At 56.9% G+C, this 13,342-nt stretch carries 12 protein-coding genes; 5 read left to right on the forward strand and 7 right to left on the reverse strand.

From position 1 onward, the window contains the following. Window positions 1-23 precede the first annotated feature (23 nt). From AC2FCQ_RS00700 to AC2FCQ_RS00715, 4 genes are read left to right on the forward strand one after another with little or no spacing between them, the layout of a single operon-like run. Window positions 24-980 carry an ABC transporter permease gene (locus AC2FCQ_RS00700; RefSeq protein WP_209635335.1) on the forward strand — a complete coding sequence of 319 codons (957 nt, stop codon included), beginning with the start codon at window positions 24-26 and terminating at the stop codon, window positions 978-980. Window positions 981-982: 2 nt separating this feature from the next. Beyond that, complete coding sequence (gene opp4C / locus AC2FCQ_RS00705; RefSeq protein WP_490308180.1) at window positions 983-1,933, forward strand: oligopeptide ABC transporter permease; 951 nt, start codon at window positions 983-985, stop codon at window positions 1,931-1,933. Continuing rightward, window positions 1,930-2,916 carry an ABC transporter ATP-binding protein gene (locus AC2FCQ_RS00710; RefSeq protein WP_404759398.1) on the forward strand — a complete coding sequence of 329 codons (987 nt, stop codon included), beginning with the start codon at window positions 1,930-1,932 and terminating at the stop codon, window positions 2,914-2,916. The genes opp4C and AC2FCQ_RS00710 overlap by 4 nt, the downstream gene beginning before the upstream one ends. Then, a complete protein-coding gene (locus tag AC2FCQ_RS00715; protein ID WP_490308181.1) occupies window positions 2,906-3,874 on the forward strand; it encodes an ABC transporter ATP-binding protein in 969 nt (322 codons plus the stop codon). Before AC2FCQ_RS00710 ends, AC2FCQ_RS00715 begins: the two co-directional genes overlap by 11 nt. A 1-nt stretch (window position 3,875) precedes the next feature. Here the strand turns inward: AC2FCQ_RS00715 and AC2FCQ_RS00720 are convergent, their stop codons facing one another. After that, a complete protein-coding gene (locus AC2FCQ_RS00720; protein WP_490308182.1) occupies window positions 3,876-4,850 on the reverse strand; it encodes an alpha/beta hydrolase in 975 nt (324 codons plus the stop codon). Between the two features lie 243 nt (window positions 4,851-5,093). Between AC2FCQ_RS00720 and AC2FCQ_RS00725 the strand changes: the two genes are divergently transcribed. After that, entirely contained in the window at window positions 5,094-6,020 is a 927-nt protein-coding gene (locus AC2FCQ_RS00725; RefSeq protein WP_209635325.1) for a glycosylasparaginase, read from the forward strand. Between the two features lie 155 nt (window positions 6,021-6,175). Here AC2FCQ_RS00725 and AC2FCQ_RS00730 read toward each other — a convergent pair whose 3' ends face one another. From AC2FCQ_RS00730 to AC2FCQ_RS00755, 6 genes are all read right to left on the reverse strand, one after another. Further along, window positions 6,176-7,168: a LacI family DNA-binding transcriptional regulator gene (locus AC2FCQ_RS00730; RefSeq protein WP_490308183.1), complete on the reverse strand. Its 993-nt coding sequence runs from the start codon at window positions 7,166-7,168 to the stop codon at window positions 6,176-6,178. 60 nt (window positions 7,169-7,228) lie between these two features. Further along, window positions 7,229-8,362, reverse strand: a complete 1,134-nt coding sequence (locus tag AC2FCQ_RS00735) for an ABC transporter ATP-binding protein (RefSeq protein WP_490308184.1) — start codon at window positions 8,360-8,362, stop codon at window positions 7,229-7,231. Further along, window positions 8,362-9,771 (reverse strand): leucyl aminopeptidase family protein, encoded by a 1,410-nt coding sequence (locus tag AC2FCQ_RS00740; RefSeq protein WP_490308185.1) that lies wholly within the window; start codon window positions 9,769-9,771, stop codon window positions 8,362-8,364. The genes AC2FCQ_RS00735 and AC2FCQ_RS00740 overlap by 1 nt, the downstream gene beginning before the upstream one ends. 3 nt (window positions 9,772-9,774) lie before the next feature. Continuing rightward, the gene (locus AC2FCQ_RS00745; protein ID WP_209635317.1) at window positions 9,775-10,608 is read right to left on the reverse strand and encodes a carbohydrate ABC transporter permease; all 834 of its coding nucleotides are present in this window, start codon (window positions 10,606-10,608) and stop codon (window positions 9,775-9,777) included. Continuing rightward, a complete protein-coding gene (locus AC2FCQ_RS00750; protein ID WP_265553726.1) occupies window positions 10,598-11,539 on the reverse strand; it encodes a carbohydrate ABC transporter permease in 942 nt (313 codons plus the stop codon). Before AC2FCQ_RS00750 ends, AC2FCQ_RS00745 begins: the two co-directional genes overlap by 11 nt. Window positions 11,540-11,725: 186 nt before the next feature. Further along, the gene (locus AC2FCQ_RS00755) at window positions 11,726-13,000 is read right to left on the reverse strand and encodes an ABC transporter substrate-binding protein (RefSeq protein ID WP_490308186.1); all 1,275 of its coding nucleotides are present in this window, start codon (window positions 12,998-13,000) and stop codon (window positions 11,726-11,728) included. Window positions 13,001-13,342: the final 342 nt, after the last annotated feature.

The raw sequence follows: 13,342 nt of genomic DNA on the forward strand, positions 1-13,342 counted from the left end.
GTGCGGCGGCGATGGAAAACACCATGAGAAATTTTATCCTGCGCCGTTTGCTGCAAACCATTCCGATGATGTTACTGGCCTCGCTGTTGATTTTCTTCATCTTCGCGCTGACGCCTGGTGACTTTATTGACGGCAACATCAACCTTACTGCGGAACGGGCTGCCGAGCTGCGGGCGTTGTATGGGTTGGATCAGCCGCTGTTCACCCGCTATCTGCATTGGCTTGGTCGCCTGCTGCAAGGCGATCTCGGCTTTTCGTTACAGTACCAAATCCCGGTCAGCACCTTGCTGAATCAGTACATCTGGAACTCATTCCTGCTGGCGTCAGTGGCACTGGTGCTCTACTGGGGCATTGCGTTGGCGGTCGGTGTGGCGTCGGCGATGAAACCCTATTCGCTGTTTGATCATCTGGTCACTGTGGCGGTGTTCGGTGCAATGTCATTCCCGACTTTTTTCCTTTGTTTGCTGTTAATCAAATGGTTTGCCGTCGATCTGCACTGGTTACCGGCGGGCGGCATGCTGCGAACGGGCAGTGACGCGACCGGATTGGCCTGGGTGGGGGAAGTGGCGGCACATCTGTTGCTGCCGGTGCTGGCATTAGTGATGTTGCAGGCTGGGACCCTGACGCGCTATTTCCGCGCCAGCATGCTGGACGTGATCCGCATGGATTATATCCGTACCGCCCGGGCCAAAGGTCTGAAGGAAAAAACGGTGATCGTCAAACATGCGCTGCGCAATGCGCTGTTACCCATCATTACGCTACTGGGGTTTGAATTGCCCGCGCTGTTTTCCGGTGCGTTGATCACTGAAAAAATCTTCAACTGGCCCGGCGCGGGGCACATTCACATTGACTCTCTGGCTGCGCGCGACTACCCGGTGTTGATGGGCTTTACGCTTTTTCTGGCGGTGCTGACCATTTTGGGCAATCTGCTGGCGGACATTCTGTACGCCTATGCCGATCCGCGAATTCGTTTGAGGTGAGTATGTTGGCAACGCTGTTTTTTGGGCGCCGTCGTCGTTGGCGGCAGGCGCAATTACCCGCCCTGGCGCACGTGTCGCCGCCACCGGTTGCACAGGCCTGGCAACGGCTGCGTCGCCACCGATTGGCGATGGCCTCGCTGTTGCTGCTGCTGGTTTTGACCCTGCTCTGCGTTTTTGGGCCGATGTTTTCGCCGTGGCAGGATGATGCCGGCGATGCGCTAAACATTAACCACGCGCCTAATGCCGAACATTGGCTAGGGACAGATTTTCTCGGTCGCGATATTTATACCCGCCTGTTGTTGGCAGGCCGCATCTCGCTGACCATAGGTCTGGTCTCCATGCTGCTGTCAGTCACGCTCGGCTACCTGCTGGGCGCGCTGTCCGGCTATCTGGGGGGACTGGTGGATAAGTTGATCATGCGCTTTGCCGATCTGTTGATGACCATTCCCAGCCTGCCATTGCTGATTATCATGGGGGCGATGTTGTCCGAACTGGATGTTTCGCCGGACTACCGCATTTATATGGTGATGATCATGCTCAGCCTGCTGGGGTGGCCGTCCCTGGCGCGGTTGGTGCGCGGGCAGATCCTATCATTGCGAGAGCGTGATTTTATGTTGGCGACAGAAGTCTTGGGCCTGTCCACGCGCCGACGTTTGTTTGGTCACCTGTTGCCGAATACCATTCCGATTTTGATTGTAGTGGCGACCATGGGTGTCGCCAACGCCATTCTCAGCGAGTCAGCGCTCAGTTACCTGGGGCTGGGCGTGGTGCCGCCGACGCCGTCGTGGGGCAACATGATGGATGCGGCCAACAGCCTGATCGATTTCCAGCGTCGCCCCTGGCTGTGGATGCCGCCGGGGTTGGCCATTTTTATCACCGTAGTGGCGATTAATATTCTGGGTGACGGCCTGCGGGACGCACTCGATCCGAAAATGAACGGGGTGAAACGATGAGTCGACCACTGGTGGCATTCAATCAACTGTCGGTGGCTTTCAATGGCGAACAAGGGCAGGTGCGTGCGGTACAGCAAGTCAGCTTTGAACTCCATGCCGGACAGACGCTGGGCATCGTCGGCGAGTCAGGTTGCGGCAAAAGCGTCACCGCGATGGCGCTGATGGGGCTGTTACCGCAGCCGCTGGCACAGATCGACGGCGGTGAAATTCATTTTGATGGGCAGGACTTGCTCAAACTGCGTCCGCAACAAATGCGTGATTTGCGCGGCAACCGGCTGGCCATGATATTTCAGGAACCGATGAGCGCGCTGAACCCGGTATTGACGATCGGCGAACAATTGGTGGAGCCGTTAATCCGCCATCGAGGGACAGCACCAAAGACCGCCTGGCGTGAGGCGACGGCGCTGATTACCGAGGTCGGGTTGGCGCGTGCAGAACAGTTGATGACCTGTTATCCGCACCAGCTTTCTGGCGGTATGTTGCAGCGCGTTATGATCGCCATGGCCATCAGCTGTCGGCCGGCGTTGCTGATTGCCGATGAGCCCACCACGGCGTTGGACGTCACCGTGCAGGCGCAGATCTTGGCGCTGCTGCGTGAGCAGAGCCGTAAAAATAACATGGCCATGATGTTGATCACCCACGACCTTGGCGTGATTGCCCAGATGGCCGATCGGCTGGTCGTGATGTATGCCGGACGCATTGTCGAGCAGGGGGACACGCGGGAGGTATTAGCCAACCCACAACATCCCTATACCCAGGGATTGATGGCTTCACGGCCGGTCGCCGGCCAGCGGCGGCGCAGACTGTACTCGATCCCCGGTCAGGTGCCCGATCTCGCCAATCTGCCCGATCACTGTGCCTTTGCCGATCGTTGCGCTCAGGCCAGTGCACGTTGCCGTGACGGCATTCCGCCTTTGTACGGGACTTTGCAGCGCCAGTCTGCCTGTTTTATCAATGCGGGAGGGCGTTTTCATGCCGTCTGATCTCTTGGTGGAAGTGAAAGGCTTGAAGAAGCATTTTCCGCTGCGTGAAGGGGTGTTTGGCCAGACAACCGGCCAACTGCGGGCGGTGGATGATGTCAGCTTTGGTATTCGCAAAGGCACTGTTTTCGGCCTGGTCGGTGAGTCGGGCAGTGGGAAAACCACCGTAGGCCGTACGTTGTTGGGGCTACACGACAAAACGGCCGGTGAAGTGTTATTCAACGGGCAGGCGCTGGATAAGCTCAGTCCCCGCCGATTGCGTGCCCTGCGCCCGAAGATGCAGTTGGTGTTTCAAGACCCTTACAGTTCGCTAAACCCGAGGATGCGTATTGGCGATGCCATCGGTGAAGCCCTGTTGGAGCATGGGCTGGCGCATAAAAGTGAATTGCGTGACAGGGTGATTGACACTATGAAGATCTGCGGTTTATCGGCGCAACAGTATGGGCGTTTTCCGCATGAATTTTCCGGTGGTCAGCGCCAACGTATCGGTATTGCCCGCGCGTTGATCCTGCAGCCGGAATTTATCGTCGCGGACGAGCCGATTTCGGCACTCGACGTTTCTATCCAGGCACAGATCATCAACCTGTTTTCCGATCTTCAGGAGCAGCAAGGGGTGACCTTCCTGTTTATCTCTCACGATCTTGGCGTCGTGGAGCATTTGTGTCAGGACGTGGCGGTGATGTATCTCGGTCAGATTGTGGAGAGCGCCGATCGCGATAGCCTATTCCGGCAGCCACGGCATCCTTATACCCAGGCGTTGCTGGCGGCGGTACCCCGTCTGGATCCTTCACGGCTGCCGCAGGCGATGGCCCAGGGGGAGTTGCCTGACCCTGCACAACCGCCGCACGGCTGCCGTTTTCATACCCGTTGCCCGCGGGCGACCGCACAATGCCGGGAATTGGCCCCGGCGTTACGTACGGTGGCGGTGGGACATAGGGTGGCTTGCCATTATGCCGAATAACCTAGGCCAGATAATGCTTCAACGCTCGCCCGGCCTGATGGATGGCGGAATGCACTGCCGGCACATGGGCGATGGGGTTCAGCAGGCCGTAATCGTGGATCAACCCATTGTAACGGGTAGAGGTCACCTCCACCCCGGCAGCGTTCAGTAGCCGGGCATAGGCTTCACCTTCATCACGCAGTACGTCCAGTTCAGCGGTCTGGACCAGCGCCGGCGGCAGGCCTTTTAGCTGTGCCAGCGTGGCGTTGAGCGGTGAAGCATAAATTTCCTTACGCTGTGCTTTATCAGTGGTGTAGTTGTCCCAGAACCATTTCATCATGTTGCGCGTCAGGAAGTGGCCTTCGGCAAATTGATGATAGGACTCGGTGTCAAAGTTGGCGTGCGTCACGGGCCACAGCAAGATCTGACAGCGCAGCGCCGGGGTGCCTTTTTCTTTGGCCATCAGGCTGACCACCGCCGCCATATTGCCACCGACGCTGTTGCCGACCACGGCCAGGCGGGAGCCATCGACGTTGATTTTTTCGCCGTATTCGGCCACCCATTCAGTGGCGGCGTAGGCCTGATTGATGGCCGTCGGGTAATGGGCTTCCGGCGAAGGGGTATAGTTGACGAACACCGCTGCGGCACCCGCGCTGTAGACTAAATCGCGTACCAGCCGTTCATGGGTAGGGAAGTCACCCAGCACCCAGCCACCGCCGTGGAAGAACATAAATACCGGCAGCGCCTCTTTAACCTTGGCTGGACGCACGATGTGCAACAGGATGTCCTGCCCCTCGACATGGATCGTCTTCTCGTTGATCTCGACCTCGTGAAGTGGCACGTCGACGCTGCGTTGTGCGCCCTCCAATACCTTACGCGCCTCTTTCGGTTTCATCTCTTCCATCGGCTTGCCACCACCTGCATTCAACGCGTCCAGAAAGGCACGGATATCCTGCTGTGCTGCCGGTTGGCTTGGATCTACAGTTTTTTTAGGCATTTTGGCTCCTCAAGCGTTTTGCGGTCGAGATCACAGTGTAGTCGAACGACAGGTGTTTGCTGTCCGTACAGCACGCAGTGAAAAGACGTGTTGCACCACGCTTTTCGCCGCCTGAGTTTGACTTTTCAACGGGGCAACGATACTTTTTAGTTATTAATGGAACACGTGTTCCATTGGCGGCAATCACCGGAGGCCCCGGTGCATCTCTTTTGGCGCTCAACGCCGTGCAGGAAACATAACCTTATGATTGTGATTGCAAATTCTGAAGGGCATCCGGGTATCGCTCTGTCTGCCGAACGGCTGCAGCAGGGACACAACGGCCTGCGCGCCATTGTTGATGGCATCAAGTTGGTGGAACTGGACCCGAGTGTGCGTACTGTTGGTTATGGTGGCTGGCCGAACGTATTGGGTGAGATGGAACTGGATGCCTCGGTAATGGATGGTGACAGTTTGCGCACCGGTGCCGTGGGGGCGTTACAAGGCTACCTGCATCCGGTGGAGGTTGCGTACCGGGTGATGGAAGATCTTAACCACGAAATTCTGGTGGGTGCCGGAGCCGCCCGGTTTGCTGCCGAAATTGGCGCGCTGGCGGGTGATAACCTGATCGCCGATTCCAAACGCGTATGGTGGGACAAGCTGGAACAGGCGATGAGCGCAGAACAGCGACGTGACTGGCCGAATATTCCGCTGGCCGGGCTGTCTAACAATGCCACCGATCCCGAACGTGTACGTGACACCACGGTGTTTTTAGCGCTTGATGGCGGGGGAACACTGAGCGCAGCCACGTCTACCTCGGGTTGGGCGTGGAAATATCCGGGGCGATTGGGGGATAGCCCAATTATCGGCAGTGGTTCGTATGCCGACAGCCGTTACGGCGCTTGTGCTTGCACGCATACCGGGGAAATGACCATCCGTTGCGGCACCAGCCGTGCCGTCGTGTTGTACATGAAGATGGGGATGACGCTGGATCAGGCGGTGTATGAAGCGATCGAAGATTTGAACTACCTGAAGGACGGTTATACCGAAGGGGTGACGATTCATGCTGTCGATAAACACGGCAATCACAAGGTGGTGAGCCTGAACTGCCCAGGCCCCATCCAATACTGGCTGTGGCAAACCGGTATGGCGGCACCAGAATTGCGCGATGCCGAGATCATAACCACCCGTTGACACAGTGCTCTGGGGGTTAAGAGGTGGGGTGGGGCGCTGCATGCTGCGCCCAAGAGCAGAATCCATGGGGTAACGCGGGTCGACCCTGTTCGATCCCTGCGGGTTTAGCCTTTTCACGGGGATGACGACAGCCTGAACCGCCGAAAGCGGCTCGTTCAGCAAGAGGCACGCACCACCAGTTCGGTGGGAATGGTCACTTGCTGCGGTGCGGCCTGCGGGCTGCTGCTGCGTAACTCCACCAGCCTGACAATGGCGGCGATCATCGCGCTGATATCCCGGCGCACCGAGGTCAGTTGGTAGCTTGGCCAGGCGGCCATCGGGATATCGTCAAAGCCGTAGACCGCGACGTCCTGTGGGATGCGCAGCGGCGTATGCAAACGAATATAATCCATCACACCCATCGCCATCGAATCGGCCGTGCAGAAGATGGCCTGTGGGGCCGGTTGCGCTGCCAGCAGCTGTGGTGCCAGTTTGAAACCGCTTTGATAGCTGTAGTCGCCGCTGAGTTGCGCCACGATCTGCAGTTGCTGTGTGGCCGCATGTGCTAAAAAGGTCTGCTGGCGCACTTGTTCGCCTTTGGCGCTGCTGCGCCCACCAAGGAGCGCCACATGTCGTTGGCCTTTTTGCGCCATTAGCGCTGCCAGTTGTTGCAGGCTGGGTGCTTCATCGGCGTTGAGCGCATCGCACAGGGTGTCACCGGCTAACCCATTGAGCATGATCGGTGTGGCGATGCGGAACAGATCTTTCGCTGTGCGAGCGCTAATGTTGTCGGCGAACACCACGGCGGAATCAACATGATAAGAAATGGTTTGTTTGAGGTAGTTGGCCGGATCTTCAATGCCTTCCAATCGGATCATCACCGCCTGCCGGTTGCTGTTTTGCAACTGCTCCACCAAACGATCGAAAAACTCCAAATCAGACAGGTCATGAAAGTGGTTAACCACGACCGCGACAAACCCGGTTTTACCGGTATGCAGGCTTTGGGCAATCGCATCGGGTGCATAGCCCAACTGGCTGGCCACACGCATCACCAACTCACGATTTTTTTGCGATACCCGGCCTTGATTGGAAAAGGCGCGGGAAACCACGGTGCGTGAAACGCCGGCTACGCGGGCGACATCGTGAGACGTGACTTTTTTAATCGGCATGGCGCAAGTACTCAACGGAAAACGGGGCGCTGCGGTAAGAGGGGCAGCGGCGGTATGGTCTCACAGAATGCCGGCCGGCAACACTGTTTCCCCGTGTGGCGCCAGACGCTCGCCGCTGTTTGGGTCAAAAAAGTGCAGGGCAGTGGTATCCAGCGTCACCGCCAGCGGCAAACCCTGTGGGTAGTGCTGCTGAGTGTGTTGCTTCACGATGTATTGTGCGCCATTGTCACCCTGAACAAACAGATTGCTTTCTGCACCCAGATTTTCACTGTACACCAGCGTACCGCGCAGGTGCGGTTCCACCTGCGGTGCGCTGATGCTGCACGCTTCCGGTCGGCAACCCAGCGTCAGCCACTCGCCCGCTTTTGTCGCCAGCGCCGGAAATTCGGCGGTGTTCACGGGCAGCAGCAAGCCAGAATCGCCTTGTAGCACAATCTGCGTCCCCTGAACCTGTACCTGCACATCGAACAAGTTCATCTGCGGTGAGCCAATAAACTCGGCGACAAAGCGGTTAACTGGCCGGTGATAGAGGTCCAGCGGTGTGCCAATCTGCTGTACTTTACCCTGATTCATGATCACCACTTTATCGGCCATGGTCATGGCTTCAACCTGGTCATGAGTGACATAAATTATGGTGGCACCGATGGCCTTGTGCAGTGCCGACAGCTCTTGGCGCATGCGATTACGCAGTTTGGCGTCGAGATTGGACAACGGCTCATCAAACAGGAATACCTTGGGGCGCCGGACGATGGCACGCCCCAGCGCCACACGCTGGCGTTGACCGCCGGAAAGCTGGCCCGGTTTGACCTTTAGAAACTCGGTCAGATGCAGCATGTCGGCAACGGCCGCAATTTGGCTAGCGATCTCTGTTTTAGCCATTCCTTTAATTTTCAACGACAACGCCATGTTTTCGTACACCGTCATGTGCGGGTACAGCGCATAGCTCTGGAATACCATGGCGATGTCGCGGTATTTGGGCAGCACGTCATTCATGCGTTCGCCGTCGATCAGCAATTCACCGGAAGACAGGGTTTCCAACCCGGCAATCATCCGCAGCGTGGTAGATTTACCGCAGCCTGACGGACCGAGCAGCACCACAAACTCGCCTTTCTCCACCTGCAGATTGACGTTGCTGGCGGCCTGATAGCCGTTGTCATAGCGTTTGTTGATATCAACCAGTTCTACGTAAGCCATCAGTGCTCCGTTTGGGCAAGCAGGGAACTGAGTCGTGCCAGCAATAGCACGCCGAATGAGGATGCACCGTTGGCGTACAGCTTGCGGTGCGGCATATCCGTCGACATGGCGGCGATGTCCAGGTGCGCCCAGCGTTGACCCGGCTGTACGAATTCGCTGATAAAGGTTGCGGCCACGCACGGGCTGCCGTGCGGATCCTCGCCACCGTGGCGATAATCGGCAAATTCAGATTTCAGCACACCGCGATACCAGCCGCCGTGTGGCATGGGCCATACCGGTTCTGCGCTAGCGTTGCCTGCTTGGGTAACCTGAGCCAGAAACGCATCGTCGTTGCCCATCATGGCGGCATATTCCTTGCCTAGCGCTACGCCTGCACCACCGGTCAGGGTCGCAATATCCAACAGATAGTCCGGTTGGAAGCGTTGCTGGGCATAACTGATGACGTCCGCCAACACCATGCGTCCTTCGGCATCAGTCGAAATGATTTCCACCGATTTGCCGTTGTGCATGGTTACAACGTCGCCAGGGCGCTGGGCGCGTGAAGAGGGCATGTTTTCCACCAGCCCACACAGGCCAATGACACGGATCGGCAATTGCAGCGCGTCGATGATACGCATTGCGCCCACGACCGCGGCTGCACCGCCCATATCAAACTTCATGGTGCTCATGCGCGCCGCGCCTTTGATACTGATGCCACCGCTGTCGAAGGTCACGCCTTTGCCGACCAGCGCCAGGGTGTGACGAGCATTGGCTGGATGGTGATCGAGTATCAGCAACTGCGATGCCCGGGCACTGCCCTGGCCAACGCCCAGCAGACCGCCAAAGCCTAGCGCGGCCATTTGTTCATCCCCTAACACCTCCTGATGCAGATGGCTGAACGGCAATTGCGCGACGGCCTCCACGAAGCTTTCAGGGTAGAGAATATTGGCGGGTTTGTTCATCAGCTCGCGGCCGGCGATCACGCCCTCAGCATGCAGGTTTGCCCAATCGCACAAGGCTTGCGTTGCGGCATCTTGGCTGCTCAGCCGCAGCGTCGGATCGGCCAGCGTTACGCTGGCATGATGCTGATAGCGGTAAGCGCCGAGACGCAAACCAAACAGCAACCAGCGCCAGGTTTCATCGTCTGCTGTCAGTTCCGGCACCAACGTCAGTCGCAACTGCTGCAGCCCAAAGTCTTTTTGCCCGGCGGCGATAACGGCCCCGGCATCTTGCAGCGCGGCAGGGGTCAGACGGGGGCCGACGTTGAGGCCAAATCGCCCTTCACCCAGTGGATAAAGTACACCGACGCTTGCCCGTTGCAGCCCGGCATCTTGCAGTGTGGCGGGCAGTTGCTCCTCTGTGGCAGCAAACAGGATGACGTGCTGGTGCGCAGCCGTGCCCTTTACGCTGTAAATATCGATTGATTGCATAAGTTACCCTTTGACCGCCCCACGCGTGAGGCTCTCCATCATTTGTTTGGACGAGAAGATAAAGGCAATCAGCAGTGGCACGATGGCCAGGAAGCTGCCGGTCATTACCAGGTTCCACGGCGTGGCGGTGGCTCCGCTCAGGCTGCGCAGTACCAATTGAAGAATTTGTTTATCCGGTGACTGTAACGCCACCAACGGCAGCATGAAGTTGTTCCAGGTGTCGACCACCACAACGATCGCCACGGTCAGCAATGCTGGGCGCATCAAAGGCAGGCCGATTCGCAAGAAAATCTGTAATTCATTCAGGCCGTCCATGCGTGCACTGTCGAGGATTTCGCTGGGTAATGAAGCGCTCACGTATTGGCGAACCAGAAAGATACCGAAGATGTTTACCCCGGCAGGCAGCCAAACGGCGGCGAACTGGTCGAGCAGGCCCACGCTTTTGATGACGAAGAAGTAAGGCACCAGATTGACCACGCTGGGGACCATCATGGTCAGCATCAGCGTAGTGAACAGCACCTTCTTACCCTTGAACTGGTAAACGCTGAAAGCGTAGCCCGCAGCAGCGGAAACCAACACGCTGGTCAAGGTGGCCATGGCGGTGACATACAGGGTGTTAAGCAGCGAACGGGTAAACGGAACCTGTTGTTCCAACCCGCGGAAGTTTTCCACCAGATGCGTGCCAAAGCGGAGAGACATACCCATGATGCTGCGGGTGTCCTGCGTCGCCAGCAAGGCAGACCAATAGAACGGAAACAGCGACAACGACGCGAACAGGGATACCAACAGATAAATCACCAGTTTTCCGGTGTCGAAACGGCGGCCTTCAGCGATCATTTTTCACACCTCCCCGGTTGCCGAAGCCCCAAAACACCAAGGCACTGACTACGGCTATCAACAGGAACAAGATCCAGGAAATCGCCGAAGCCGTTCCCATATCCAGGTAGGACCAGCCGGTTTTGTAGACGTACATCGACACCGTGAGGCCGCTGTTGTCAACGCCGCCCGTACCCTGGGTCAAGATCATCGGTTCGTTGAATAACTGCATGTTGCCAATCAGCGTCATCAGCGTGGCGAAGAAGATAAAAGGTGCCAACAGCGGCAGCGCGATATAGCGGAATTTCTGCCAACGGCTCGCACCGTCCAGCTCAATGGCCTCGTACAGGTCCGGTGAGATAGACGCCAGGCCGGTCATGTAAATCACCGTATTGATGCCGGTAAATTTCCAGGTCACCTGATTGGCGATGGTGAAACGGATCCAGTCGCTGTCAAAGAAGTTGATGGGCAATGCGGCGGCTAACGTGCCGAGGTGCAGTTTGGTCGCTAACCCGCTGAGCAGCTCGTTAACCATGCCGACGGGGGAAAACAGGTTGAACACAATCAGGCTAACGGCCACGGAAGAGGTAATGTAGGGCAGGAAGATGGCTGCCTTCAGAAAACGTCTGCCGCGCACGATGATATGCAGCAAGGAGTAAGCCAGCGTAATCGCAAACAGATGCTGGCACAGGCCCGACACCAGCGTGATTTTGATGGTGTTGACCAGCGACACCCAGAAGGCATCGTCGGTGAAGGCGTAGTAAAAGTTATCCAGCCCGACAAACTTCATCGAACTGAGGCCCTTTACCGGGTTCCACGACTGGAATGACAGAAACGCCGAAAAGAAGATCGGGAACGCGTTAAACACCGCGAACAGCAGCATAAACGGCAGCAACAGCAGGTAGGCGGTGCGGTGATCGTGCAGCAGCCCTTTGAAAAATCGCTTACGCATAGACTCCCCGAACCGGTGGAAAATATAAAATCGGCGTCAAAAAAACGCTGGAGTTATATCCTAAATAATTCGAGTTGCAGGAAGGCGGCAAGAGCATGGGTCCCCAGGAGCTTACATCAGTAAGTGACTGGGGGGAGTGCTTGAGGCCAACACACCTGCAGCTTGAAATATGACGGATATAGATGATTACAACGCGCGCATCCGCCGCTCGAGCAGCTTGTTGGCATCGCGCAGGGTGCTGTCGATATCCTGATGCTGCACCAGAATTTTCTTCGCCGCTTCATTGAGAATTTCGTTGGCGATGTTATCTTCCGGCGCTGAGGCAACCGGCTTCAGGTCCGGCACCAGACTGGCGTAGTAGCGCATCGAATGTTGACCGCCGAGAATGCGACTCGGCGTGTCAAAGTAGGGCGCGTTATACACGTCGAGACGGGCAGGTAAGGTACCGGCGGTTTTGGCCGCGTCGATCACCACGTCACGTTGCATAAAGTATTGAATGAACTGCCAGGCCGCTTCGGCGTTTTTGCTTTGTTTCGGGATCACCAGCGTGGTGCCGCCAGCATTGACCTTGATGTTGCCCGGTACGTCGGTCACACGCCACAACCCAGCTTTGGCACCGTCCGGATCCAATTCTTGCTCAATACGGCCTTCGTCCCAGGGGCCGTCGATATCTGCGAACAGTTTCCCCTGACGGTACAGCTTGATGTATTCCTGCGAATTGGTTGAGCCGTCGAGCGAGGCGGCTAATCCTTTGTCATACAGCGTTTTGATGACCGTCATCAACTGTTTGATTTGAGGGGAGTCGAGGTTGGGTTTACCGTCTTTGGTGTACACGGGTTTGCCCGGTTCACTGTTCATGCCCACCACGAGTGGGTTTATCAGGCTGGTGGCGGCAGGCAACAGGTAAGCGCCTTGCTCTTTTTTCAATTTCTCACCAAAGGCGATAAAACTGTCCCAACTTTTGGTGATGTCCTCAATCTTCATCCCCGCCTTTTGCACCATGTCGTTCCGGTAGATCATGATTACCGGGCCGGTATCGTAAGGCACACCATAGATGTTGCCGTCGTTGCCTTTTGCCAGACTGATCATTGAAGGATCAAACTGCCAGCCCTGGCTGTCGATGCTGAACGGTGGGGCGCTCAGGGTGTTCAGACCACCGGAGTTGGCGAAGCTGCCCAGCTTAATGGTGCTGACGCTGAAGATATCGGCGGCACCTTGGCCGACGGCCAACGCGGTCGTCAGCTTTTGGTGGCAGTCAGAGAAGCCGCATTTAATCGACTGCACCTGAATGTCCGGGTGCGCCGCTTCAAAATCTTTAATCACCTTATTGATGTAATCATTCGGCAAATAGTTGGCGAAGGTAATGCGGGTAGTGGCGCTGGCAGAAAGGGGCAGGCCCAGCAGCACGGCCAGTGCGACCCCGGTGATCCTATGGTTAGTACGCAAGCAGAAATGAGCCATGATAACCCCGATGCTGTGCAGTCGATGTGTACCCGTCCTACTTCAAGCCGCCGCGGTGTCGCTGCGTGACTCGGCCCATCCATGGAGCTCACCCCCGTGGCTGGCTTAGGCCAGCGCCTGGGGACGCATGTTTTGCCGCTTTCCTGCGGCTCGAATTATTTAGGGTGGGTGCGTTTTTTTTATCATGGAACACGTGTTCCATTGAAATTAACCTATTATCGCGTCCTCAGACTGTCAACAATTTGTTCAGTAAGTTAACAAATATGAGATCTGGCGCGGGGGTTGCGTGTGCGCATGCACAATGATGCGCCGCGATGTGCTGCGCAGAGCCTTGGCTGGCGT

It is taken from the genome of Serratia sp. CoH_134_PS_4 (assembly GCF_058190535.1).

Excerpts from the sequence above, each read along its gene's own strand:
- AC2FCQ_RS00700 (WP_209635335.1), top strand. The coding sequence starts at position 24 with ATGAGAAATTTTATCCTGCGCCGTTTGCTGCAAACCATTCCGATGATG.
- opp4C (WP_490308180.1), top strand. The coding sequence starts at position 983 with ATGTTGGCAACGCTGTTTTTTGGGCGCCGTCGTCGTTGGCGGCAGGCG.
- AC2FCQ_RS00710 (WP_404759398.1), top strand. The coding sequence starts at position 1,930 with ATGAGTCGACCACTGGTGGCATTCAATCAACTGTCGGTGGCTTTCAAT.
- AC2FCQ_RS00715 (WP_490308181.1), top strand. The coding sequence starts at position 2,906 with ATGCCGTCTGATCTCTTGGTGGAAGTGAAAGGCTTGAAGAAGCATTTT.
- AC2FCQ_RS00720 (WP_490308182.1), bottom strand. The coding sequence starts at position 4,850 with ATGCCTAAAAAAACTGTAGATCCAAGCCAACCGGCAGCACAGCAGGAT.
- AC2FCQ_RS00725 (WP_209635325.1), top strand. The coding sequence starts at position 5,094 with ATGATTGTGATTGCAAATTCTGAAGGGCATCCGGGTATCGCTCTGTCT.
- AC2FCQ_RS00730 (WP_490308183.1), bottom strand. The coding sequence starts at position 7,168 with ATGCCGATTAAAAAAGTCACGTCTCACGATGTCGCCCGCGTAGCCGGC.
- AC2FCQ_RS00735 (WP_490308184.1), bottom strand. The coding sequence starts at position 8,362 with ATGGCTTACGTAGAACTGGTTGATATCAACAAACGCTATGACAACGGC.
- AC2FCQ_RS00740 (WP_490308185.1), bottom strand. The coding sequence starts at position 9,771 with ATGCAATCAATCGATATTTACAGCGTAAAGGGCACGGCTGCGCACCAG.
- AC2FCQ_RS00745 (WP_209635317.1), bottom strand. The coding sequence starts at position 10,608 with ATGATCGCTGAAGGCCGCCGTTTCGACACCGGAAAACTGGTGATTTAT.
- AC2FCQ_RS00750 (WP_265553726.1), bottom strand. The coding sequence starts at position 11,539 with ATGCGTAAGCGATTTTTCAAAGGGCTGCTGCACGATCACCGCACCGCC.
- AC2FCQ_RS00755 (WP_490308186.1), bottom strand. The coding sequence starts at position 13,000 with ATGGCTCATTTCTGCTTGCGTACTAACCATAGGATCACCGGGGTCGCA.